The organism is Oceanobacillus sp. FSL K6-3682, assembly GCF_037976165.1.
Lineage (GTDB): Bacteria > Bacillota > Bacilli > Bacillales > Amphibacillaceae > Oceanobacillus > Oceanobacillus sojae.
The window spans coordinates 1,176,130-1,199,449 of the sequence record NZ_CP150263.1 but is presented as its reverse complement, the minus strand read 5'-3'; the positions used below and the strand labels follow the sequence as shown (position 1 = coordinate 1,199,449).

The 23,320-nt window shown below is 38.7% G+C and carries 22 protein-coding genes; 1 reads left to right on the top strand and 21 read right to left on the bottom strand.

The window, feature by feature from the left end; translation table 11 throughout:
- Positions 1-18 precede the first annotated feature (18 nt).
- The 7 genes from MHH51_RS06155 to MHH51_RS06125 form a co-directional block, all read right to left on the bottom strand.
- The gene (locus tag MHH51_RS06155; RefSeq protein ID WP_339285017.1) at positions 19-1,167 is read right to left on the bottom strand and encodes a Ger(x)C family spore germination protein; all 1,149 of its coding nucleotides are present in this window, start codon (positions 1,165-1,167) and stop codon (positions 19-21) included.
- Positions 1,164-2,276 (bottom strand): endospore germination permease, encoded by a 1,113-nt coding sequence (locus MHH51_RS06150; RefSeq protein WP_147212186.1) that lies wholly within the window; start codon positions 2,274-2,276, stop codon positions 1,164-1,166. Before MHH51_RS06150 ends, MHH51_RS06155 begins: the two co-directional genes overlap by 4 nt.
- A 3-nt stretch (positions 2,277-2,279) precedes the next feature.
- Entirely contained in the window at positions 2,280-3,839 is a 1,560-nt protein-coding gene (locus MHH51_RS06145) for a spore germination protein (protein WP_339285015.1), read from the bottom strand.
- Between the two features lie 203 nt (positions 3,840-4,042).
- Entirely contained in the window at positions 4,043-5,488 is a 1,446-nt protein-coding gene (locus tag MHH51_RS06140) for a M20 family metallopeptidase (RefSeq protein ID WP_339285013.1), read from the bottom strand.
- Positions 5,489-5,743: 255 nt separating this feature from the next.
- The gene (locus tag MHH51_RS06135; protein ID WP_339285011.1) at positions 5,744-6,175 is read right to left on the bottom strand and encodes a GNAT family N-acetyltransferase; all 432 of its coding nucleotides are present in this window, start codon (positions 6,173-6,175) and stop codon (positions 5,744-5,746) included.
- Positions 6,176-6,242: 67 nt separating this feature from the next.
- Positions 6,243-6,665: a DUF1801 domain-containing protein gene (locus MHH51_RS06130; RefSeq protein ID WP_147212183.1), complete on the bottom strand. Its 423-nt coding sequence runs from the start codon at positions 6,663-6,665 to the stop codon at positions 6,243-6,245.
- Between the two features lie 4 nt (positions 6,666-6,669).
- Positions 6,670-7,587 carry a VOC family protein gene (locus MHH51_RS06125; protein ID WP_156988098.1) on the bottom strand — a complete coding sequence of 306 codons (918 nt, stop codon included), beginning with the start codon at positions 7,585-7,587 and terminating at the stop codon, positions 6,670-6,672.
- A 257-nt stretch (positions 7,588-7,844) separates the two neighbouring features.
- Between MHH51_RS06125 and MHH51_RS06120 the strand changes: the two genes are divergently transcribed.
- Positions 7,845-9,032, top strand: a complete 1,188-nt coding sequence (locus MHH51_RS06120) for an MFS transporter (protein WP_339286263.1) — start codon at positions 7,845-7,847, stop codon at positions 9,030-9,032.
- Between the two features lie 56 nt (positions 9,033-9,088).
- On the opposite strand, the gene MHH51_RS06115 is transcribed toward MHH51_RS06120, so the two are convergent.
- From MHH51_RS06115 to MHH51_RS06050, 14 genes are all read right to left on the bottom strand, one after another.
- Complete coding sequence (locus tag MHH51_RS06115) at positions 9,089-9,502, bottom strand: cytidine deaminase (RefSeq protein WP_339285009.1); 414 nt, start codon at positions 9,500-9,502, stop codon at positions 9,089-9,091.
- A gap of 74 nt (positions 9,503-9,576) precedes the next feature.
- Positions 9,577-10,494 (bottom strand): phosphotransferase, encoded by a 918-nt coding sequence (locus MHH51_RS06110; protein ID WP_339285007.1) that lies wholly within the window; start codon positions 10,492-10,494, stop codon positions 9,577-9,579.
- Positions 10,495-10,651: 157 nt separating this feature from the next.
- Positions 10,652-12,010, bottom strand: coding sequence for a gluconate:H+ symporter (locus MHH51_RS06105; RefSeq protein ID WP_339285005.1), 1,359 nt, complete (start codon positions 12,008-12,010; stop codon positions 10,652-10,654).
- A gap of 24 nt (positions 12,011-12,034) precedes the next feature.
- Positions 12,035-13,183, bottom strand: coding sequence for a galactonate dehydratase (gene dgoD / locus MHH51_RS06100; protein ID WP_339285004.1), 1,149 nt, complete (start codon positions 13,181-13,183; stop codon positions 12,035-12,037).
- A gap of 50 nt (positions 13,184-13,233) precedes the next feature.
- The gene (locus MHH51_RS06095) at positions 13,234-13,863 is read right to left on the bottom strand and encodes a bifunctional 4-hydroxy-2-oxoglutarate aldolase/2-dehydro-3-deoxy-phosphogluconate aldolase (protein ID WP_339285003.1); all 630 of its coding nucleotides are present in this window, start codon (positions 13,861-13,863) and stop codon (positions 13,234-13,236) included.
- Positions 13,864-13,874: 11 nt separating this feature from the next.
- Complete coding sequence (locus MHH51_RS06090) at positions 13,875-14,828, bottom strand: sugar kinase (RefSeq protein WP_339285002.1); 954 nt, start codon at positions 14,826-14,828, stop codon at positions 13,875-13,877.
- Positions 14,829-15,590: an IclR family transcriptional regulator gene (locus tag MHH51_RS06085; RefSeq protein ID WP_339285001.1), complete on the bottom strand. Its 762-nt coding sequence runs from the start codon at positions 15,588-15,590 to the stop codon at positions 14,829-14,831.
- Positions 15,591-15,911: 321 nt separating this feature from the next.
- A complete protein-coding gene (locus MHH51_RS06080; protein ID WP_339285000.1) occupies positions 15,912-16,868 on the bottom strand; it encodes a GNAT family N-acetyltransferase in 957 nt (318 codons plus the stop codon).
- Positions 16,869-16,971: 103 nt separating this feature from the next.
- Positions 16,972-17,838 carry a MurR/RpiR family transcriptional regulator gene (locus MHH51_RS06075; RefSeq protein ID WP_339286262.1) on the bottom strand — a complete coding sequence of 289 codons (867 nt, stop codon included), beginning with the start codon at positions 17,836-17,838 and terminating at the stop codon, positions 16,972-16,974.
- A gap of 54 nt (positions 17,839-17,892) precedes the next feature.
- Complete coding sequence (locus tag MHH51_RS06070) at positions 17,893-19,044, bottom strand: DUF1343 domain-containing protein (RefSeq protein ID WP_339284999.1); 1,152 nt, start codon at positions 19,042-19,044, stop codon at positions 17,893-17,895.
- Positions 19,045-19,068: 24 nt separating this feature from the next.
- Entirely contained in the window at positions 19,069-19,686 is a 618-nt protein-coding gene (locus MHH51_RS06065; RefSeq protein WP_156988116.1) for a DUF624 domain-containing protein, read from the bottom strand.
- Between the two features lie 51 nt (positions 19,687-19,737).
- On the bottom strand, positions 19,738-20,625 hold the full coding sequence (locus MHH51_RS06060; RefSeq protein ID WP_147212172.1) for a carbohydrate ABC transporter permease: 888 nt from the start codon (positions 20,623-20,625) through the stop codon (positions 19,738-19,740).
- Between the two features lie 13 nt (positions 20,626-20,638).
- A complete protein-coding gene (locus MHH51_RS06055) occupies positions 20,639-21,586 on the bottom strand; it encodes an ABC transporter permease subunit (RefSeq protein WP_147212171.1) in 948 nt (315 codons plus the stop codon).
- Between the two features lie 80 nt (positions 21,587-21,666).
- Entirely contained in the window at positions 21,667-23,286 is a 1,620-nt protein-coding gene (locus MHH51_RS06050; RefSeq protein WP_339284998.1) for an extracellular solute-binding protein, read from the bottom strand.
- Positions 23,287-23,320 lie beyond the last annotated feature (34 nt).

Below are 23,320 nucleotides of genomic sequence, written 5' to 3'. Positions count from 1 at the left end.
TTTTTCACCTGCTCTGTATCAATTCGTATTTCCTGGTTCACGTATAGTCACGTCTACATTCAATGTTACGTCTACATTGGAAAAATAATTTTTCCCGCTGTCCCAATTGCCTTCTACCTGCTTCCAGATATCAGGATGCTTTCTAAACAAAAATTCATGAAATTCCAATATATCTACACCATAATCGTTCTGCAACTTCGATATTGTCTTTGACATCACTTTTTCCGCTTCCAGCCTGAATTTCTTTTTCAAATTCTCTATATTCTCTTCCTTGATAAAACCCAGTCCTTGAGAAGCTTCTACAAGCTCTCCAGTCAAAAATACATCAAATTGAAAGTGGAGGTTTTCGGGATCACTATTAAGAAGTTTTATTTCGGTCCGTCCATCAGGAATTGTGAACGATGCCTTTTGTCCGTTATGATCTACTATAAGCGTTTCACTAAAACTGGGGCGCGTTAATGCTAATCCCGTTATTTCATCTCCTTTTAGTATGCCAACCATTTTCCCGTTCTCTCCTTCAAAAACAGCTACTCCACCTAACTGAATACCAGTTGTTGAGGGCGTATTTTCTAAATAAGGAAGGTAAAAACTTTTATTCTTAATAAAAAAATATTGCATATCTCCTGCAGTTTCCGGTTCTAAATCTGCTAATTTATAATTGGATTTAATGAGCTCTGTAATGTATTGAGAAGGAAGCTTTACATTTTCTGGATCTATATTTAACAGCTCCTCTGAGCTTCCGTTGGCTACTGCTAAAATAATATCCCGGTTCATTCTGCTTTCCCGCATAAACACATCTATAATATCTGATATTTTATATTCACTTTTTACCAGCTCGTCTGAAATAATTACAATTTCAATATGACTGTTATCAAGATCTCCATCTTCTTTTTCCTCGATGGACGATTTCACTTCAAAAATAGTTTTACCAATACTTGAGACATTACGAAAGCTTTTTTCTCCCCCACTACTGTTATTTGGCAGTGAAACGAGTCCGTTTGGAATAACAACCTGTGTCATCATTTTTAAGTTTTTATCACCATTATCCTTAACCGGATCAATTGCCACTCCAGACACAAAAGCCCTATTCTCTATTTCCAAGCTGTCCCAGCACCCTGACAATATTAACAATAGTGGAACACAAAATAAGAAAAAAAGATATCTCATGATTTACCTCGCTTTCCTTTTCTGCCCTTTCCCCAGTACATTATCCATAAGAAAACTAGGGTGATTATAGTTAAACATTTAGCTGCATACCCAATTATTGTGCCTAAATCTGACACTTGATAATAATCGGTTGGAAGAAGCGATATAAAGTATACAAACGGTAATAAACTGAAAGCGACAAAAATTTTATTTGCTTTCGGAAAAATATCTGTAATGATTAACACACTGATATCATAAGCAATGGCAGTTGTCATAAATACAGTAGTAATCCAGATAACGAAATATAAGGATTCAATTCTATCCAGAAAACCTATAGATCGCACCATATTCGCCAATTCAACCAGCGGATAAACAGTATTAGCTGTTGATACATTTCCAAGTACGGCGATACACATTAGATAAACAGTGATATAAAATCCTGTCACGGCTATTGCACCAATTACTGCTGACTTTACACTTTTCGATGGTGTTCTGGTTAGCTTCATATAAAAGAAAAGGACGAAAACACCAGAATAAGATAAAATGCTATTTGGCAGTTCACCTAAATACGATTTGAAATCCGTAGTAAAGGCCGGGAGCATCCGGTTCCAATCTGCAGAAGGAAGAGCCGTAATAACTAAAACAATTGTTGCAACAGCAGTCAAAATAATTATTCCAAAACCAGTCCGAAAAATTGCTACACGCTCTCCGCATACAGCATACAAAACCACAAATAAGAATACGAGATTAATGGCTTCCGATGGGGTTTTTTCAAACAAATAATGATGAGATATATTAGCAATAAAAGCTGCCTCATAACTGACAATGGTTACTGATAATAAAAAAAACAACATACTTAACAGAATCGCAATCGGCTTCGTCAGCATTGAAGAAGTATACGTATAAAAAGACTGTCCAGGAAATAAAGAGGCAATTTTAGCAATCAGAAAAGTAGAACATGCACAAACTGCCCCTCCAATTAATAATGTTATCCAACCATCTGCGCCCTCTGTCTGGCTGGCCAGCGTACGCGGGTAAGTCAATATCCCGACAGCAACAACAATACTGGGAACAATTGTTAATATAGTTATGTTTGATATTTTACCGTCGGCATACCCTACTGTTCGCATCTATTATTCATTCCTTTGTCTGTTGGGATCTTTTAACTCATCCTGTAAAAAGATATACTGTTCTTCCACTTTCGTTATTGGTCCTCTGATAACATTATCCATCATATCCTGCTTTACTGCAGGAAAAACTGTAAAGCTATATGGAACACCGAAGCTTTTTAAATTTGTAACGTGTATAACAAGAACAAGAAACGCAAGAATCAGTCCAAATAATCCAAAAAGAGCGCAAATCAGCATAAAACCAAAACGGACAGCTCGAAAACTGATTGCTACACTGTAATAAGGGGAACAAAAGCTGGCAATTGCAGTTAACGCGGTAATAATGACAATAATCGGGCTTGCTATTCCTGCACTAACAGCAGCCTCTCCAATAACAATACCGCCAACGATACCAATCGTCTGTCCAATTATCCGGGGCAGCCGAATAGCCGCTTCCTGCAGCATTTCAAAGGTAGCTGCCATTAATAATATCTCTGCTATCGCAGAAAATGGCATTCCTTCACGGCTGGCTGCAATGGAGAATACCAATGTTGTCGGCAGCATCCCCGGATGAAATAAAACCATTGCAATGTAAAAAGCAGGTAAGAATAGTGCTATCAAGCTTGCTACAACTCGAAGAATACGTAATAAGGATGCAGTAATCCATCTCTGGTTATAATCTTCCATCGATTTGTTAATATCGCTGAGAACAACTGGCCCTATTGCCGAAAAAGGAGTCCCATCTACCAAAACAGCGAAACGCCCATGTAAAACTTCAAAAGCAACTTTATCCGGCCTTTCCGTACTTAACATTTGCGGAAATGGAGAAAGAGAGCTATCCTCAATCCACTGTTCAATTTGTGAAACATCTGTGATATATTCCAGTTCAATCGATTCAAGCCGATAAATAACTTCCTCCAGAATCTGGGGATTGATCACATCTTCTACATAACAAAGTACGAGCTTCTGCTTTGACCTCGTACCGACTTCATATGCTTTAAAGCGCAGATTTGGATCACGGATATTACGACGAATCATCGCTAAATTGACTTCTAAACTCTCCACAAATCCTTCTCTTGGCCCCTGGATTAAATTTTCCGATTGCGGCTGCTCAATAGCACGTTTGTCTCCACCAGATGTCCCAATGACTAACGCATTTTCTTCTTCCTCCAGAAAGAATACCGTTTGTCCGTCCAGCACAAGGTTAATGATTTCAGTCATATTATTCAATTCTGCCACGGAGGAAACTGCAATCATTTCGAGCTTTACATTTTCTAAAGGGCTGCCTTCCATTTCTTTTAAATTCTGCTGCAAAGTCTGGATAATATCCTGATTAATCATATTTGTATCTGTTATTCCCGATAAATAAGCAATTCCACATTTCTTTTGCAGTTTTCCAATGGAGATATAACGGAGATTTAAATCTTCTGGATTACCAATCGCGTTCTTTAATGTATCGAGATTATCGCTGACTTTATTCGAAAGCTTCGAACGTACTTTTGGCTGGACAGGATGACTGCCTAGTTGCTTTTCTTCTTCCTTTTTTTCCTGCTGTTTTAATTTTGTAAATACAGATTGGCTCATTCCAGGTTACCTCCTTCCCCAAGCCCCGCCTATATTCCAAGTGAAATATAGGGGATAATTTTAACAATAAATAAGCTTATAAAATCCTTATTTACGTTTCCACAAAACCAAATATTTATACTTGGTTCAATCGAAAAACCCCCTTTGCATCTTCCATTGATACAAAGAGGGTTTTAGCTTATATTTGTTATATAGTTATATATTTATTTTTTCAGTATATACGGCATATCCTGATCTTCAGGAAGCAGCGAATCATAATTTTCCGGTCCTGCCTCACGATCACGAAGCTCTTTCGCAGCATTCTGCAGTACTTCTGGATTTTGCAGAACGTCAATAATAGTGCTCGCAATCGCTTTTCCTGCAAAAAGCATCCCCTTTTTCGCATAGGAAGTTTTTCCTTGAGATACGACCTGCCAAGTATGGAATGGTGTACCGAATGTCCATGTTGCTGCCATCAGCTGCGCAGTAGGTGTCACCCAACTGACAGCACCAACATCTGTAGAACCTGACCCTTTCACATATTCCGGTGCCTCGCGGTAGGCATCCACTTCATGAATAAGCGGGCGTTCAGCAAGCTCCTTCGCCTTCTTCTTGCCGACCAGTGAGGCAGCAAATGCGATATCATCTTCATTTAATGTATTATAATATTTTTTACTTAATTCCAGCTCTTCTTCAGTAAAATGCGGGCGTTCTAAAGCTTTCATATTTTTATGAAGCAGTTTATCTAATGTAGCATTTTGTACAAGATTAGAACATACGCCTTCGATACGGTAATCCATGGAGGTTTCTGTCATTAACGCTGCACCTTCCGCGATTTTTATCAGACGTTTAAACAAAGCACGGGCCTGATCTGCATGAGGAGCACGGACAAAATAAGAAACTTCTGCTTCTTTTTGGACAACGTTTGGAGACATTCCTCCAGAGTTTGTGATTGCATAATGAACCCGGGCTTCGTCAATCATGTGCTCCCGCATATAGTTGGCACCGACATTCATTAGTTCCACAGCATCTAATGCGCTCCGCCCCAGTTCTGGAGAAGCTGCTGCATGCGAGCTTATCCCATTAAATGTAAAGGTGGAGTGGATAACCGCCAGTGATGGTCCATGAAACAAGCTGTTTGTATAATGCGGATGCCAGGAAAAGGATGCAGCTACATCATCGAATAACCCTGCTTTGACCATATATGTTTTTGCATAACCACTTTCTTCTGCCGGGCAGCCATAATACCGGATCGTTCCTTCTAAATTATTTTTCTCTAAGTATTCTTTTACAGCAACTGCAGCAGACATTGAACCTACGCCAAGCAGATTATGACCGCAGCCATGTCCTGGACCATATGGTACTGCCGGATCAAATTCAGTCACACCGGCTTTTTGACTTAAACCAGGTAAAGCATCGTATTCTCCTAATATTGCAATCACCGGACCACTGTTTCCAAAGGTTGCAGTGAATGCAGTCGGAATACTGGCTACTCCACGTTCTACCTGAAAGCCTTGCTCCTCCATAAAATCAGCTGAGCATTTAAAAGACTGTTTTTCTTCATAACGAATTTCAGGTGTTTCCCAAATTTGATCACTTACTTTAAAAAAAGCTTCCCGCTTCTGTTCGATTATTTCTTCGATTTGGCTGATAATACTCATTGTTCTCATACATTCCTTTCTTCTTTAGTGCTATTATATATTTTATAGCAAAATAGAGTGCAATGAAATAATTACCTCTACTATTAGATAATACAACTATGTAAATTGGGTTACTAAATTATGTAATTCATTTTCACAATAAAAATAAATCATAGTAAACATCGTGAATATAAGAAAAAAATTATATTTGCTACATCTTTAAAGAATCAAAAAATAAGCCGCATGAAAAAATTTTTCAATTTCTCACACGACCTTTTCCTATAATTAAAACGAATATAACATCGTTTTTGATGTTCCTTCTATCTCTATATCTTCAAAACCCAATTGATGGTACAGGCTGATTGCTCCTGTATTTTTTAGATCCACACTGAGAGACAGCCCAATGTATCCTGCTTTCTTAGCTCCTTTTATTATTTCAATCAATAATTGCTTTCCTAACCCCTTGCCTCTTTCACTTTCAACAATTGCAATACCGAGTTCAGGAATATCAGGACTGACAAAGCCATATCCTTTTTCATTTTCGTTAAACAGGCGGCACCATACCGCTCCAACAGCCTGATTCTGTTGATTTACCGCAATAAGAGCCATATCTCCTGTTCTTCCCCAGTTTTGATGATATTTACGTAAATACGCTGCTTGGAGCAGCTCTTCTTTTGGCGGCTTATCAGACGGGATATATATAGATTCGTATAGCATATCCGTTAAAAAATCAGTATCTTTCCGGCTTTGCTCTATTTTTCTGATTGTATATATAGCGCTTCCCCTACTTCCCCGGATATCTCTCCTGTAAAAAAAGCACAGACTGCTTAATTAATTCCTTTAATACCTCTTCATCAATATCTGCCACTTTATTAATATAGACACAGGACTTACCTGTTGTATGTTTACCAAATTTTTCAAGCAAGTGTTCACGCTCTGTATCTCCTGTTGCAAAGTAAAGACTTATCTTAGCCTTTCTTGGAGAAAAGCCGACTAAAGGTGCGTCTCCCTCATGGCCTGAATCATATTTATAATGATACTTACCAAAGCCAATAATACTCGGGCCCCACATTGCTGCCTCAAATCCGGTTGTCTCCGCGAATATATCCAGCAGGCGGTATGCATCCTCCCGCTTCTTTGGCTGCTCTACCTGTTCAATAAATTCAATGACACTGTTATCTGTTTCTTTTGTTTTTAATTTGTACATTTATTTACCCCTCATATGCCTTTCGCAATGTTTCTATATCCAATTTCTTCATTGGCATCATTGCCTTGTTTACTCTGGCAATTTGCTCTGTTGTTGCATTCTCACTCATCATTTCATCCATATCTTTGGGAGAAATTTGCCAGGATACACCATACTTGTCCTTTAGCCAGCCACATTGCTCTGCTTCAGGTACTGCCGATAAATGCTCAAAATAATAATCAATTTCTTCCTGCGTTTCACAATTAACCAGTAAAGAAACAGCTTCATTAAATTGAAAATCATGATTCAGAGCACTATCCATTGCTGTCATCCAGACATTTTCGAGCATAAAATCAGAAAACATTACTGTTCCCTCTTTGTTTGGATCCATCCCTGCCGGATAATGGGCAACGACTCCCTGTTTACTATTTTTAAAAATAGATTGATAAAATTGTACAGCTTCTTCCGCTTTCCCTACATTTTCACCAATGAACATCATGGACGGTAATATTGGCGGTCTTTCTTCTCCCTCCGGATTGGTCAGGATAAGCTGCCAGGAAAGCCCGTATTTATCTTGTATCCATCCGTATTTTTCACTGAAGGGATACGCATCAAATGGCATAAGTACCTGCCCGCCATCGGACAGCTTCTCCCAAACCTCTTCAATCTGACTGGAGGCATTCTTATCCCGGGCCGGATCAAAATTTACCATAAAGGAAATCGACGGATTAATTGAAAAATATGGACCTGCACTGATTGCCATAAACCGCTGTCCCCATAAATCAAAGGATATCAAATCACAATCTCCTGATGGTGTATCCTTTAAAACAATTTCACTGATAATCTGCGAATCAGGAAAAATGGAAGTGTAGAATGCCGCAGCTTCTTTTGCTTCTTTATCAAACCAGAGATGTGGAACAATATTTTTCGTAATCGTTGTCATTATTTTTCCTCCTTTAAGATAAAAGATACTTTTAATATACCATTTTCTAACCTGCTCTGCTTCTTCTAGTTTGCTCTTTTTTTCGTCTTTTTTAAAACCGCTTGTTATCGTGCTAAACCAATGATTTACGCTTCCATTAATCTGAAAATTATTTCTTTCTTTTTCTTAAACAGATGCCTAGACACAGAACATCTCTTCCACTATGATAGTGCTATTGTTTTTTTAGTTAGAACGAAAGGAAGTGTTATATAGTGACAATGAAATTCTCCCGTAATATGATTTTATCCGTATTTATGATTGGTACGTTTGCAATCGGGATGACAGAATATGCTGTAACTGGCTTATTAACACAATTTGCTGCTGATCTGGATGTAGCAGTTTCTGCAACTGGATTATTGCTCAGTGTCTACGCCATCAGTGTCGCTGTCTGCGGTCCGGTGCTCCGGATACTGACGGTTAAATATTCACCGAAACCATTATTAATCGCACTCATGTCTATTTTTATAATAAGTAATATTGTGGCTGCCACAGCTCCTACATTTGAGATATTACTTCTATCCAGACTTCTTTCTGCAACGATGCACGCACCATTCTTTGGGTTGTGTATGAGCATGGCTGTCGATATTTCTCCGCCTCACAAACGCACCAGCGCAATTGCTGCTGTGCAGGGAGGTCTTACTATTGCTATTATGCTTGGAGTTCCCTTTGGATCATACATCGGCGGCATGCTGGATTGGAGACTCGTATTCTGGTTTATTGCATTGATGGGTATTATCAATTTAATTGGAATCATGATTGTCACACCCGATATCAAGCAAAAAGAAATTCCTAAGTTAAAGAACGAAATGGCTATAGTAAAGAATAAAAATGTCTGGATGCTGATTGCCGTGATTGTTTTAGGCTTTTCCGGTGTGTTTACAGCATATACGTTCACAGAGCCGATGCTCAGAGAAATTGCAGGCTTTGATGTAACAAGTATAACGATTGGATTATTCTTATTCGGGCTTGGCGCTGTGATAGGGAATTTTGTTTCTGGAAGCATTCAGCCTGAGGTATTGACAGAGCACTTAATTGTAGCGATGACTATTTTAGGCACCGTGCTGATCGGCTTCACTTTCCTGCTTGCGAACCCTTTCTTCACGTATGTTGCCTGCTTCTTATTTGGAGCTGGCACATTTGGAACAACACCGATATTAAATGCAAAGATTATCCTGGCAGCAACGGAAGCTCCAGCTTTATCAGGAACAATTGCTGCATCTGTATTCAACCTGGCAAACTCGATTGGGGCAACCCTTGGAAGTCTTCTGCTGACGAATCAATTTTCATTCAGACAAATCACTTTTGTCGCCGGCGGGATGATTTTCTTCGGAGTGATATTGATGTTTGTTACGCATAAAATGGAAGATAAGTCTTTATTCAGATCTGCTGAAAAGGCTTATGAATAATTTTGTAAAAAAGAACGGCTGATACATGTTGTATTTGGCCGTTCTTTTTATTCTCTTCAAGTTAAATTTCCACTCTCATATGCTTTATGCCAATGATAAGGCTGCAATTCTTTCAATGTTTTAAATTCAAGCTCATTATCTGGATTTGTTACAGCTGCTTTTACATCCTCTCCCCAATAAAATAGCCGTTCCTGACAAACACCACATGGCGTTAAAATGAGGTATGGGGCATTTTCATCCTCTCTGGCAACACAAATGGAATGGGTTACTTTTGTATTAAGCTTATGTGCTTCTAAAATTGCTCCTGTTTCCATACATAATTCTGTAGAGGCGTTAATAACTTCAGGAGCAACACTTGTTAATATCTGACCTGATTCTGTGTACATGGCTACTGCACCACCCCAGCCAGATGGGTATCTTTTTTTAATTAAATCTACTGCAGCATTGTATAGCTGCTGTTCTATATTCATATTAATCTCTCCAATTTTAATCTTTTGCATTGTCTATACGGCGGCTTAATGAACCTCTGCTTACTTCTATTCTTTTAAACAGAATAATCTTTTATATGAAACAGCGTTTCTGTAACACTGACGAATAGATCTCTTTGCTCTTTCCTTTCCCAATCCTCTTCCACTTCGGCCATCAGCCACATTACTTCGTCCAAAAATACATGCAATACTGTTTCTTCCCAAGCTTTTATCTCTACATTGGTTAAAGTTTGATGTTTGGAATAGCCCTCTAAAAATAGTTCCCATTCTTTTGGTGTAAAAGTACGATTGGGAGCAGAAGATAATTCATTATGAAACAATAATAATGCCAATGCTAAATCAAAAGTGCGCGGAATCGACTTGGCATTATCTGGATCTATAAGAACAGGATCATTTTGAAATACCAGATTATTCGCTTTATAATCATGTGGTGTCTCCACCCATTTTAATGAGGTACTTTTCAATTTTTCCTGATTCTCCACTGCCATATGTAATAACTCTTTCAACTTCTGAATAGGAATGTTGACTTGATAGCTGCTGACAAAGTTGCTAATCTTTTGCATATCATTATCCACTTCATGATGATAAAAATCAAAAACATCATATTCGCTTAAACCAAACGTATTTTTAGAAGAGGAAAGCGCATGTATACGGCCAAGAAGCTCTCCTGCCTGGATAATTTCTTTCTCTGTTCCCTGATAATTGCTTCCATTTATAAACGGGTAACAAATATAGCATGCATCATCTATTTGTTTTGGATTGCAGGTGTTTACGTTAACTGGAGTGACGACAGGTATACCTTTTTCTTTTAAGTACGTAGTATATCTGACGAGATTTCGTGCTCTTTCCAATGGGTATTGTGTTTTCTTGATTATATAATTATGAAGCTTATAGACTGGAGAAAATGGATAAATGCTTTTTTGTTCTTCAGCGACATTAAATCCAAATTCTTTTAAAATAGCTTTACTACTCATCTTTCATTTCCCCTTTTAAAGACACCTAATATTAATAATTTAAAAATTCCGGTTATAATGCAATTATAGCTTAGACTTTGTAAGTATTAAAATAAAAGTACTCTCCGGATCTTTAAGGAGAGTACCCTATAATGATAATCTTTTATTTCTATATGTATTATGATATGAAAAAGCTTAATCCAAATACCACAAAAAATCCAACTAAACCAATAATGGTTTCCATAACTGTCCATGATTTAAGGGTATCTTTTTCTGTCATCGCAAATAACCGGTTTACAAGCCAGAAGCCAGAATCATTTACATGAGATAAGACAGTTGCTCCACAGGCGATTGAAATAGCAATAAGCGCCAGCATTGGCTGAGAAAGCTCAGTCATGTCAAGAATAGGAGAAATCAATCCTGCTGCTGTAATCATTGCTACTGTTGCTGAACCTTGAGCTACGCGGACAAAAGTAGAAATCAAAAAAGCAAGCAGCACTAAGGGGAAACCGGAAGAAGCCATTAATTCTCCCATAGCATCGCCGACTCCGCTTTCAATCAACACTTCTTTGAAGACACCACCCGCCCCGGTAATTAAAATAACAATACCTGCAGGCTCAAGTGCTTTAGTTGTCATTGATTGCATTTCATTTTTTGTGACACCACGGCGTTTACCGAGAAAGTACATTGAAAGTAATGTTGCAATTATTAAAGCGACAAATGGATGGCCAATAAATGTTACAACTTCTTTAAAAATGCCTTCTTTCAGCAAGATACCTCCAGTTGTGTTAAATAGGATTAATACTAATGGGGACAAGATTAAGAAGCAAATCATTCCAAAGCTAGGAAGCAGTTTACCTTCCTCATTATTTGCTTTCTTTCTCTCTTCTTCCTCTTTAATATGTTCAGGAACATCAACATGAATTTTATTTCCAATATAACGCCCGAATATTGGTCCAGCTACAACCATTGCTGGTATCCCGGCAATAACACCAAATAGCATCATCCATCCTAAATCAACGCCTAATACAGATGCTACCGCAATCGGACCAGGTGTAGGAGGAATAAAACTATGTGCTACTGCCAAGCCTGCCAGAAGCGGGATTCCATAGTAAAGTAACGATTTACGCGTACGTATTGCCAAACTATAAAGAATAGGAATCAGAATAACAAGGGCAACATCTAAAAATACCGGAATAGCTACAATAAATCCGGTTAATCCAAGTGCCCATTGTGCACGTTTTTCACCAAATTTATCAACCAGGGTAAATGCAAGACGCTCTGCACCTCCGGATGCTCTGAGTACTTCCCCGAACATGGCACCAAGTCCAACTACGATTGCTATAAATCCCAGAGTTCCCCCCATCCCAACTTCTATTACTTCCAACAGGAAAGCTGGTTCCATTCCTGTGAAAAGGCCGATGAGGATACTGGCAATTAATAGAGCCAGGAACGCCTGCATTTTTGAATGCATAATTAAATACAATAGGACGGCTATACCCAAAATTGTTATTAATATTAAACCAGTTGAAGACATTTATTTTCCTCCTTCTCTATCTTCTTACCACTCAGCAACACTAGTATCTCTATGACGCCAAACCGGATTTCTCCAATTATGCCCTTTTTTAGCCATCTCACGAACATGTTCCTCATTGATTTCAATTCCTAAACCTGGACGATCTGGAATATCAACATATCCATCCTTATATTTGAATACGCTGTCATCTTTTAAATAATCCAGTAAGTCAGAGCCCTGATTATAATGAATACCCAGGCTTTGCTCCTGAATAAATGCATTATGACATGTCGCATCTACCTGTAGGCAAGCTGCCAAGGCAATTGGACCTAAAGGACAATGTGGAGCAGCAGCTACATCAAATGCTTCTGCCATGGATAAGATTTTTTTGTTTTCTGTAATTCCCCCGGCATGAGATAAATCCGGCTGGATAATATCCACATATCCATCCTTTAACAGATTTTTAAAATCCCATTTAGAATACATTCTTTCCCCTGTTGCTATCGGAATTACTGTATGATTGGCAATATCACGTAATGCTTCATTATTTTCTGGTAAAACAGGTTCTTCAATAAACATTGGGCGGAATTGTTCCAGCTCTTTTGCCAATACCTTTGCCATCGGTTTATGAACACGTCCATGAAAGTCAATTCCTATTCCGATATAAGGACCTACTGCATCACGAATAGCTGAAACATTAGCTAACACACGATCTATCTTTTCATAAGAGTCAATGTATTGCAGTTCATCGGTACCGTTCATTTTAATAGCTGTAAATCCTTTATCAACTACTTCCTTAGCAGCTGCTCCAACGTCAGATGGACGGTCCCCGCCAATCCAGGAGTATACTTTAATAGATTCTCTCGCCTTTCCTCCAAGCAGCTGATGGATTGGTACGTTTAAATATTTCCCTTTAATATCCCAAAGTGCCTGGTCAATACCTGAAATAGCACTCATTAAAATAGGTCCACCACGGTAAAATCCCCCACGATACATTACATTCCAATGATCTTCTATCTGCAATGGATCTTTCCCTATTAAATACTCCATCAGTTCAATAACTGCAGCTTTTACGGTAGCAGCTCGTCCTTCAATAACCGGCTCTCCCCATCCAGTTATTCCTTCATCCGTCTCTATCTTTAAAAATAACCATCTTGGCTGTACCTGGAATAATTCATAGTTTGTAATTTTCATAGCTTTTATCATCCTTTTTTATTAAATTCTTAAAATCAAAAGATTTTTATCTACTCAACAGAAACTGCCTGAACAAATGCCCGTGCATTTCCTGTTAATTTTGACAAGTATGCTTCATCGAAGTCTTTCTTTGTATTTACCAGTGAGCTTCCAATTCCAAATGCTGCTGCTCCAGCCTTTTGGAAGTCAACAATATTATCCAGACCTACTCCCCCAGTTGGAACTAATGGAATATGAGAAAGAGGCCCACGTATATCCTTAATATAGGATGCTCCAATACTTGCGGGAAAGACCTTTACTAAATCTGCTCCTTCTTCGTAAGCTGTCAATATTTCTGTCGGCGTAAAAGCTCCGGGAATACTCACTTTCCCATAGCGTTTTGTTATTTTTATTGTTTCTTTACTTACTGTTGGCGATAAAATAAAATCCGCACCTGCATCTATGGCTCCTTTAGCAGACTCCGGATCTAGAACCGTCCCGGCACCAACCCTCATTTCTTCTCCAAATGCTTCCTTCAACTGTTTAATTCCTTCTATTGCACCTGGAGAATTTAATGTCACCTCAATAAGACGGACACCTCCCTCTTTTAAAGCTGCTCCAATTTGCAACAAATCTTCTTTCTTCGCTCCACGGATAATCGCAATAATTTTATGCAGATAAATAGCTTCAAGTGTATTCAAAAAAACCCTCCTTATCGATTTACATCATCCTGATTGTCTGATTCCATAAATGCCTGTAGCTGCTCTTGAGTTGGCAGACCTTCGATATCGCCATCAACCTGAGTTACCAAAGCTCCCATAGCACAGGCCCGTTTCACAGCATCCTTCCAAGCTAACCCATCCAATAATCCTGATAACAATCCTGCTGCAAAACCATCTCCTGCACCAACAGGGTCCATAACATAAGGAACGGAATAGGCACCCACAAATCCATTTTGATCTTTATTTTCATAGTAAGCTCCCTTTTCCCCAAGTTTGACTACCACTGCCCCAGCTCCAAGATTTCTACAGTACTTGCTAATTTCTGCTGCGTCGGTTGTATCAAATAAAAAATCACCTTCTGACTTTCCTGGAAGCACAATATCAGATAAGCCGATTATCTTCTTTATCAGTTCTACACCATTGTTTTTATCGAGTAATTTTTTCCTTATATTTGGATCAAAAACAACTGTTACTTTTTCTTTCTTTGCCTTATGCAGAAGTGCAAAAACCATCTCTTCACAGGATTTGCTCAACGCAGGAGTAATCCCTGTTATATAGAGGTATTTTGTATCAGAAACATCTATGTTTTCAATATCCTCTGAGGTCATTTTACTGGCAGCGGAGTCTTTTCTATAATAAAAAATTGAGCTTGTTTGTGCATTTGTTTTTTCTTTCAGGAAAAGCCCGGTAGCTGCTTCCTTATCGTGTTTTACATGCGTTGTGTCAACTCCTTCCCCTCTTACAGCGCTTACAATTTTTGCACCAAGTTCATCGTTTCCTACTCTGCTGATCCAGCTGGTCTCGTGCCCAAGCTTTGCTAAGCCTATTAATGTATTCGTTTCTGCACCAGCAATTCTTGCTGAAAAGTCATTTGCATATCGCAATTGTCCATTTGTCTTAGGAGAAAATAGAACCATTGTTTCTCCAACACTTAAAACGTCCATTTACACACCTTCCTTACGCACATACCCCAGTTTTGCGGAAATATCATTTGCTTTTTGCTTTAAATGCTTAATAATGCTATCTTCCTGTCTAAGCATCCTCTCTTTAGGTCCAGCTACACTAATTGCTGCCTGGATAGCTCCCTTCATATCAAATATTGGTGCTGCTAAACAGTAAAGACCGTCTTCATTTTCCTCATTATCAATGGAATATCCCTGTTGTTTGTATTCTTGGAGCTTCTCCTCTAATTTTTCTTTATCAGTAATTGTCTGCTTCGTAATTGGCTTTAATTCAATAGTATTTAAATAGTCATCCCGGTCAGCTTCATTCATAAATGCCAGGTAAGCCTTTCCAAGTCCTGTGCAATATAGCGGCTTCTGTCCCCCTGGGTAAGCTGAAGTTCTGATTGAACGGTTACTGTCAATTTTAGCAACATAAACCAGCTCTTGATCTGCCAGCACTGCCATAAATACAGTTTCTTCAATTAATTCCATTAATTCTTTTAAAGAAGAATGTCCTAAAGAAGATATATCTAGGGACTCCATTGCTGCATTTCCCACCGGAATAAGTTTCGGTCCTAAAATAAAGTGATTCTGCTGATTAACTGATAAGTAATTTTCATTAAGCAGTGTTTTTATTAACCCTGATGTACTGCTTTGTGGTAGCTGCAAAGTTTCACTAATTTCTTTAATTGTCATCCCACCAATATTTGCACTTAATAATTCAAAAATTCTTAAAACACGTTCTGCGGATTTAACTGACATAAAATCTCCTCCATCACATATGTGATTTAACATCTTGTATATGATTTTTATATTTAGAACTTTAACATGTATTTTTTTAAATGACAACTGTAAAAGGAAAAATAATAAAACAGGTTGTATCTATTTATCGTTCACAGCCACCTGTAATAAAATGGATAAATACTTCCAAAAGCTGCATGATATCTGTGCTATACAAAGGAACTAGGTGGCTGCGATGCTGCCATGACTAGTTAAACGAAAAAAGAAATATAAAAAGCGCCATCCTGTTATTTTCAGGAAAGCACTTTGTAAAATAGTAATTATTTATAAAAAATAAGTATGTTAGATATCTTTTTTATACGCAGCATATGTTTTCCAAACATCATACCCTAATAAATTATAAAATTCCACCAGCCCCGTCCAGTCAATCGCAATACGGGAAATACCCCGCTGCCTTAAAAATGAAATAGCCGCTTCAACTATTGCCAAGCCGTATCCTTGTCCGCGTTCCCTCTCATCTACTCCTAAAGGTCCAATACCGCCTAAGCTCTCCTTGAACAAAGGAGCCCAGTATACATTTTGAGCAATTAACAAGGATTTTTCATCATTCATGCGACAGAACCCAATGATTCTTTCCTCTTTTTTCAAAATAACAAATTCTCTTCCTGTACCGCCTTTTTGAAAATAATGAACCGCTTCATATTCCCATCTTCCCGGGAAACAGCGATGTAAAAATTCAAGGAATAATTCCTTCTCTCCCAGCTTTAAAACGCTAAATTCTACCCCCTCTATTTTCGGGGTTTTTATTTCATTATTAACGTTATACTTTCTAATCATGTCATGCTCAGTACCATTATTTTCATATCCTTTATGAGCAAACCAGGCTTTTGTTTCCACCATTTCATCCGGAATACCAGGGAAATAATGCCATGGATCGCGTCCCAAGAGAATTTGATTTGCACCGGCGGCCTTTAAATATGTTTCAGCGTTTGCTAATAATTTTGAGCCTATGCCCTGGTTTCTGTGCTTCTGGCTGACAAGAAGCACCTGAATCCATCCGGTCGTCCTGCTCATATCCATCTTCTCTTTTTCTTGATATATTTTTGCAACAACAAGTCCGATAACATTATCTTCATTGTCCACGGCAATCATTGAGGCTGGACTGCATATATTTTCGTCAGTGAAGCTATTTTGTTTAAATAACTCTTTTCGCATTGGGAATCTGGCCCCAATTTCCTGATTCCATAATTGAACAATATCTTCTATTCGTCCTTCATTCCATGGTTCTAACCTCATCATTGATTATCCCTTCTTTTTTTGGATGGGTGTTGATACTAAAATTTATTTGTTCTTCTTATCATACCGTAATAAAACTTAATCAAAAACGCATTCATTGGCTTCCTTATTTTTTAATCTTTTCATTTCCTTGTTTAAAGAAATCGACAGCAGCCCTTGTTTCATCCAGGTGCTTCACTGTAACAGGATATTGCAATGCAGCCACGCTCATAAATAAAATATCCAAAACCTGCAGCTGTGCTATCCGGGAGGATGTAGCTCCGCTTCGGAAAATAGGCTCTCTTGTCGTAGACGTATACAATTTGATATCTGCATGCTCCGTGACAGGCCATTTCCCGTATTTTGTCAGGCTGATTGTTTTTACCCCTCTTTTTTTAGCAAGATGAAGCATATTTGCAATTTCAATGGTTTCTCCAGAAAAAGAAATACCGACAACGACATCATTTTTACTCATATTGGCCAGCACTAATGCTGCCGTATGCATATCTTCAAATGCATAGGCATTTTTATTAATCCGGATAAATTTTTGTACCGCATCCTGAGCAATCATTCCTGATGCACCAATACCGATAAATAGTATTTTTGATGCATCATTCATCGATTGTATACCTGCCTGCAGCTGATCAATATCAATTAATTGTGCTGTTTCCCGTATTGTTTGTATACTGTTATTCGTCATTTTGTCAATAATGGACAAAGAGGTCTCGTCGGGATCAATGTCGCGGAAGCCGTATTCTTCTTTGCTCTGCAAATCACCTGCGATGCGGATTTTTAAATCATGGAAGCCTTTCAGATTCAAAGACTTGCATAATCGAATTACTGCTGCCCCGCTTGTTTCACTGCGTTTCCCAAGCTCCTTTGCAGTTAATGATATAGCCGATTCCGGATTCTTTAAAATGTATTCAGCAATCTTTTTTTCAGATGGAGGGAGACTGGGCAGCATCTCGTTCATTCTTGTTATTCCACCGTTCATAAAAGGCAATATGATCAACTCATTTCTTTTTCTCTCATCGAAGCTCTATTTCTTCTAACGGTATAAAAGATATTTTTTCCTCATTTTTTTAAATAGTTCCAGCTCTTGTTGACTTTCCTCCAAATAGCTTTCCGATTCCCCATCTAAAATATATTTTCTTAATCGTTTTGTTCCCGCCAGTAAATCAAAGAAATACTTCCCATTTTCATTTTGGATAAACTGAAATTGGTTGGGATATAAATTTACGATTGTTTCAACTAAGGCTAGACCTGCCTTTAAGGAATGCAGCTTATTGCGGTTTTCAATATGAAGCTGCACGCCGCTGCAGGGTTCACCTTCATGTTTTTGATAGGTGGGAACAAAAGAAACAGGGCGGGCCAGGACCCCGGGTATTTTTTTATCGTTATATACTTTTGCCAGCTTCTGCCCGTCGATAAATGGAGCCCCAATCCATTCAAATGGCTTTGCGGTCCCTCTCCCCTCGGATACATTCGTCCCTTCGATAAGGCAAGTGCCAGGATATAAAACAGCTGTATCGATAGCAGGTGTATTCGGAGACGGTGGAACCCAAAATAAACTCGTATCATCAAAATACATACTGCGTTTCCAGCCTTCCATCGGTATGATAGAAAGATCACATGAATAAGCAAACTCATTTTTGAATAATAATGCCAATTCCCCTATCGTCATACCGTGACGATTCGGGATTGGAAGTAAACCCACAAAGGAACGTAATTCTTTTTCTACCAGATTTCCCTCCATTTCCAGCCCGGAAACAGGGTTGGGCCGGTCAAGGACAATCAGTTTTTTTCCGTATTCCATACAGGCTTCCATAACATAAGCCATTGTATAAATATACGTATAGTATCTGGAGCCGATATCCTGTAAATCGAATAGGAGGGCATCCACATCTGCCAGCATTTCTTTACTCGGTTTTCTCATTTCACCATACAAGCTGTAAACAGGTAATCCTGTGGCGTCATCAATTGAAGATGTTACTTTCTGCCCTTCTTTCGCATCTCCGCGAATACCATGTTCAGGACCGTATAAGGCAACAAGGTTAATTCCCGGATGTTCAGCAAATAAATCGACAGCGGGCTGAAGCCTTCCATTCACACCTGTCATATTGGTAACGAGACCAATCCGCAGACCCTCCACCCGCTTATATCCTTTTTCTAAAAAAATATCCAGACCTGATCGTACCAATTCTTAAGCACCTCCATATCTATTTCACGCAAGGGTTTCTTCCATTTTTGAGAAGGTTAAATGAACACCCCACATGATGATATATGCGAATATACTTCCCCCGAAGAAAAATAATAACGCAGGGATTGTCATAAACGAAAGATACGTTAAAGCGATAATAATTCCAAGAAGAAACACCGTTAATAAAGGATGTCCAATTCCGATGAGTAATGCCCATTTAATATAGTCCAATGTGCGTAGTTGAAAATGTACAAAGATTGGGAAAAGATAGAGAGCAATCACAGATAATAACAAAAATAAGCCAACAACTGCAAAACTTGCCATCGTATATGCGATATGCTCCTGTGTCCGTAAAATTTGAAATTCCATTGTCATCAAATAGCCTGTTCCAGCCAAAATATATCCTAAAATATTTATTTTCAGAAATTCTTTTTTATAAGACCTCCAAAAAACATGAAATACAGGTATATCCTTTTCTCCATTAATCCACTTTCTTACCACTGCAAACATCGCTGCCGTAGCAGGAAATAAACCAAATAAACCAAGTCCGAGCAGCGAGAAAGCAATCCATAGTAAATTTAGATAAGCAAATTTGGTAACCCATACGGCAAATCGATAATATCCATCAATAAAACCACTCATCGTACCCCCTCCAATCCTTCTAAACTCCTTTCCCAACTGCCGGATTCTTTCCTATTCTTTAATCGAACCTATTAAAACACCCTGAACAAAAAATCGTTGGACAAATGGATATATTAATAATAGTGGCAGCGATGATACAATAATCACTGCATATTTGATAAGACCGGCTGTTTTCACCTGATCTACCAGTGATTCCGCTGATCCGCCCGGGTCATTCAGCTGCATTTGATTCACCACCAGAATCTCTCTTAAAATTAACTGCAGCGGATACTTATCACGATCTGATAAATAAATCAATGCGTTAAAATACTGGTTCCATAAATTCACTGCATGAAACAACGCCATGACTGCAATAATTGGCAGAGACAGCGGTAATACCATCCGGATAAAAATATAGAAATCAGAGGCACCGTCAATTTTGGATGCTTCCACTAATTGATCTGGAATACTTTGCTGAAAAAAGGCTCTTGCTACAAGAATAGACCAGGCCCCTACAACGTTCGGAATAATAATCGCCCACATCGTATCAAGCATCCCCATTGACTTCACAACGAGGTAAGTTGGAATTAAACCTCCATTAAACAACATTGTAAATAAGACAAACCAAAGGATAAGCTTCTTCGCCATTAATTCTTTACGTGATAAAGCATAGGCGCACGGTAACAACACAAATAAATGAATGGCCGTTCCTACAACGGTATAAATAATGGTATTTCTGTATCCAAGCCAGATGGCATCGTTGGCAAATACACGCTCATACCCTTTAAATGTAATATCGACCGGCCATAGCCACATTTTACCAGAGCTGACTGCCTGCGGATCACTGATAGAGGCACTTAGAACAAAAATTAATGGGTAGACAATTAATACTAAAATTATGAGAAGAAATATCGTATTTATCAGATCAAACCCTCTATCCGACAACGTAAACCTCTTCATCTTCCAAACCTCCTTACCATAGACTGTTATCGCTTACCTTTCTGGCTACAGAGTTAAATAAGACAAGCAATGCAATGTTGATTGCTGAATCGAACAGTCCGATAGCTGCCGCAAAACTGTATTGCCCTTCCAAGAGACCCGTCTGATACACAAACGTCTGGATCACATCAGATGTTTTGGCATTTAAATTATTTTGCATAAGTAATACTTTTTCAAAGCCGACTGTCATAAAGCTGCCGATGTTTAAAATAAATAACACAACAATCGTCGGAAGAATACTTGGGATATTAATATGAAAAATACGCTGCAACCTTGATGCACCATCCACTTTTGCTGCTTCATGTAATTCGGGATTAACACCGGATAATGCTGCCAGGTAAATAATAGACCCCCATCCGAGAGTCTGCCAGACACCGGACCATGTAAAAACATGTCTGAACCAGCCTGGGCTTGTCAGAAAATTTACAGGATCTCCGCCAAAGAATAAAATAAGACGGTTCACTAAGCCGGTTGTAGGGTCTAAAAAGATAACAATCATTCCTACTACAACAACGACGGAAATAAAGTGCGGAGCATAGGTTAATGTTTGAGCCCATCTCTTAAATATACTATTTTTCACTTCATGCAGGGAGAGTGCCAAAATAATAGGCAATGGAAATAAGATTAATTGATACGCACTTAATATCAACGTATTTTTAAGCAGTCTCCAAAAATAGTATGAATTAAAAAAACGCTCGAAGTGATCAAACCCGACCCAGGGACTTCCCCAGATTCCAAGGTTGGCAAAAAAGTTTTTGAAGGCAATCTGCACGCCATACATTGGGATATAATGTAATAAGATAAAATACGCAACCGCCGGAAGTAAGAAAACATATATTTGCCAATTTCGGGCGAAGTTCTTTTTTACTTGATAAAATTTACTCTGGGCTGGTACAGAAACGTCATTTTTTACTCCCTTCATTCTTTAACCCCCTATTTATCGATGGCTGAACATAGATCCAGCCATCGATAAATTCAACTTCAGTTCAAATTGACAAGCTTTTAATTTTCTTTATAGCGTTCATAAGCGGCTTGCTGGATTTCCATGTATTCGTCATAGCCCATGTTCTTCACAGTCTCCACATATGCATCCCATTCAGAGAAATCATTCTCCCCTGTAATAAAACCAGCCTGCATTTCTTCTACATATTTCTGTAAATCTGTTTCCAGTACAGCAATACGGTCATTTTCTTCTGCTGTATACGTAAACGCCGGCCAAATTTCTTCAATTAAATACGGTTCTAATTGCTCTGCAGCTTCTACATCAGTTGGCGCATTCTCAGAGCCGGTAAAAAAGTCATCTGTGATAATAACCGGATGATTTCCGCCCGGATTAATAATATATTCCGCCAGTGCCTGCGTCAGCGTTAACCCCTCCGAGTTATCTGTAATTTCCTCTGTCAGCTTCGGACCTTCCTCTGTTTCCTCATAGGTCACACCTTCAATACCCATGAAAAACATTTTTTGCCCTTCCTCGCTCCAGAAATAATCAATCCATCTCAACGTAGCTTCCGGGTTTTCATTTTCACTTGTAATCAGGAAATTACCCAATGAAAGGACAGGAGAGGTAATTCCTGTGTACATTTTCGTACCATCCGGACCTTCCAGCGCATTCCCCGGAATAAACTGGCCGCCTACTTCTTTCCCGTACAATTCCATCGGATTATAGAACTGTACAGCTCCATAAAGATCATCTGCTGCATTTGCCAAGTGCTGATCAACCTCTAAGGAATAAATATTCTGCTCAATCAGCTCTTCCTCATAAAGCTTATTCAGATACGTCAACATTTCTTTATACTGATCATCAATAGGGTAGAAACGGATATCCCCTGAATCTGGATCACTGTCAATCAAAGTATGAAGCTGCCCGCGGTTTTGAACGCCGAATGCTCCAGATATCCAGTGAATAATACGGGACATTTCCGCTACACTGCTTAATGGAATCTCATCATTTTTTCCATTGCCATTTAGGTCTGTTTCTTTTACCGCTTTTAAATATTCATAGAATTCATCTGTTGTCTCCGGGTTATCCATGTCCAGCTGCTCTAACCAGTCTCCATTCACCCATCCTTTAGCCCCAATTAGTAAGGATGAAAAATCTGGTGAGTAAACGGTCGGAATAGAATAAATATTTCCATCCGGAAATGTAATTCCTTTTCGGATATCCGGGTTTTCATCCAGAACCTTTTTAATATTTGGCGCGTATTCTTCAATCAAATCATTCAAAGGGATAAATGTGCCTTGACCACCGTACTTTTGAACATCGGAAACTGGCAGGTTGGCAGAGTAGAAAACATCCGGTAAATCCCCGCTTGCAAGAGCCAGATTTCGTTTTTCCTCTAGCCCATCTGCCGGTACCATATTCCATGTAATATCCATATTTGTCATTTCTTCATATTCATTTAAAAGTAAAACGTCATTCCAATCGTCCGCTGTTGTTGCTGCTTTACCGGCAAAGATTTCTAATTCAACTGTGTCATCCACAATTGGCATGCCTTCTGTATTTAAATTATTTAAAGCCTCTTCACTGCCGCCGACATCACTGTTATTTTCTTTATTACATGCGGCTAATGCGATGAATGGCACCGCCGCTAAGATAATAAATTTCTTCTTGATATTCACAGGAAATACCTCCAGGCTTTTTATTCTTTTTATG

Coding starts and splice junctions, on each gene's coding strand:
- MHH51_RS06140 (WP_339285013.1), bottom strand. CDS start 5,488: ATGAGAACAATGAGTATTATCAGCCAAATCGAAGAAATAATCGAACAG.
- MHH51_RS06115 (WP_339285009.1), bottom strand. CDS start 9,502: ATGAATATAGAACAGCAGCTATACAATGCTGCAGTAGATTTAATTAAA.
- MHH51_RS06090 (WP_339285002.1), bottom strand. CDS start 14,828: ATGGACGTTTTAAGTGTTGGAGAAACAATGGTTCTATTTTCTCCTAAG.
- MHH51_RS06065 (WP_156988116.1), bottom strand. CDS start 19,686: ATGAGTGGTTTTATTGATGGATATTATCGATTTGCCGTATGGGTTACC.
- MHH51_RS06125 (WP_156988098.1), bottom strand. CDS start 7,587: ATGACAACGATTACGAAAAATATTGTTCCACATCTCTGGTTTGATAAA.
- MHH51_RS06055 (WP_147212171.1), bottom strand. CDS start 21,586: ATGAAGGGAGTAAAAAATGACGTTTCTGTACCAGCCCAGAGTAAATTT.
- MHH51_RS06130 (WP_147212183.1), bottom strand. CDS start 6,665: ATGTACAAATTAAAAACAAAAGAAACAGATAACAGTGTCATTGAATTT.
- MHH51_RS06080 (WP_339285000.1), bottom strand. CDS start 16,868: ATGATGAGGTTAGAACCATGGAATGAAGGACGAATAGAAGATATTGTT.
- MHH51_RS06110 (WP_339285007.1), bottom strand. CDS start 10,494: ATGAGTAGTAAAGCTATTTTAAAAGAATTTGGATTTAATGTCGCTGAA.
- MHH51_RS06075 (WP_339286262.1), bottom strand. CDS start 17,838: ATGAACGGTGGAATAACAAGAATGAACGAGATGCTGCCCAGTCTCCCT.
- MHH51_RS06155 (WP_339285017.1), bottom strand. CDS start 1,167: ATGAGATATCTTTTTTTCTTATTTTGTGTTCCACTATTGTTAATATTG.
- MHH51_RS06105 (WP_339285005.1), bottom strand. CDS start 12,010: ATGTCTTCAACTGGTTTAATATTAATAACAATTTTGGGTATAGCCGTC.
- MHH51_RS06135 (WP_339285011.1), bottom strand. CDS start 6,175: ATGCTATACGAATCTATATATATCCCGTCTGATAAGCCGCCAAAAGAA.
- MHH51_RS06150 (WP_147212186.1), bottom strand. CDS start 2,276: ATGCGAACAGTAGGGTATGCCGACGGTAAAATATCAAACATAACTATA.
- dgoD (WP_339285004.1), bottom strand. CDS start 13,183: ATGAAAATTACAAACTATGAATTATTCCAGGTACAGCCAAGATGGTTA.
- MHH51_RS06060 (WP_147212172.1), bottom strand. CDS start 20,625: ATGAAGAGGTTTACGTTGTCGGATAGAGGGTTTGATCTGATAAATACG.
- MHH51_RS06145 (WP_339285015.1), bottom strand. CDS start 3,839: ATGAGCCAATCTGTATTTACAAAATTAAAACAGCAGGAAAAAAAGGAA.
- MHH51_RS06120 (WP_339286263.1), top strand. CDS start 7,845: ATGAAATTCTCCCGTAATATGATTTTATCCGTATTTATGATTGGTACG.
- MHH51_RS06085 (WP_339285001.1), bottom strand. CDS start 15,590: ATGTCAGTTAAATCCGCAGAACGTGTTTTAAGAATTTTTGAATTATTA.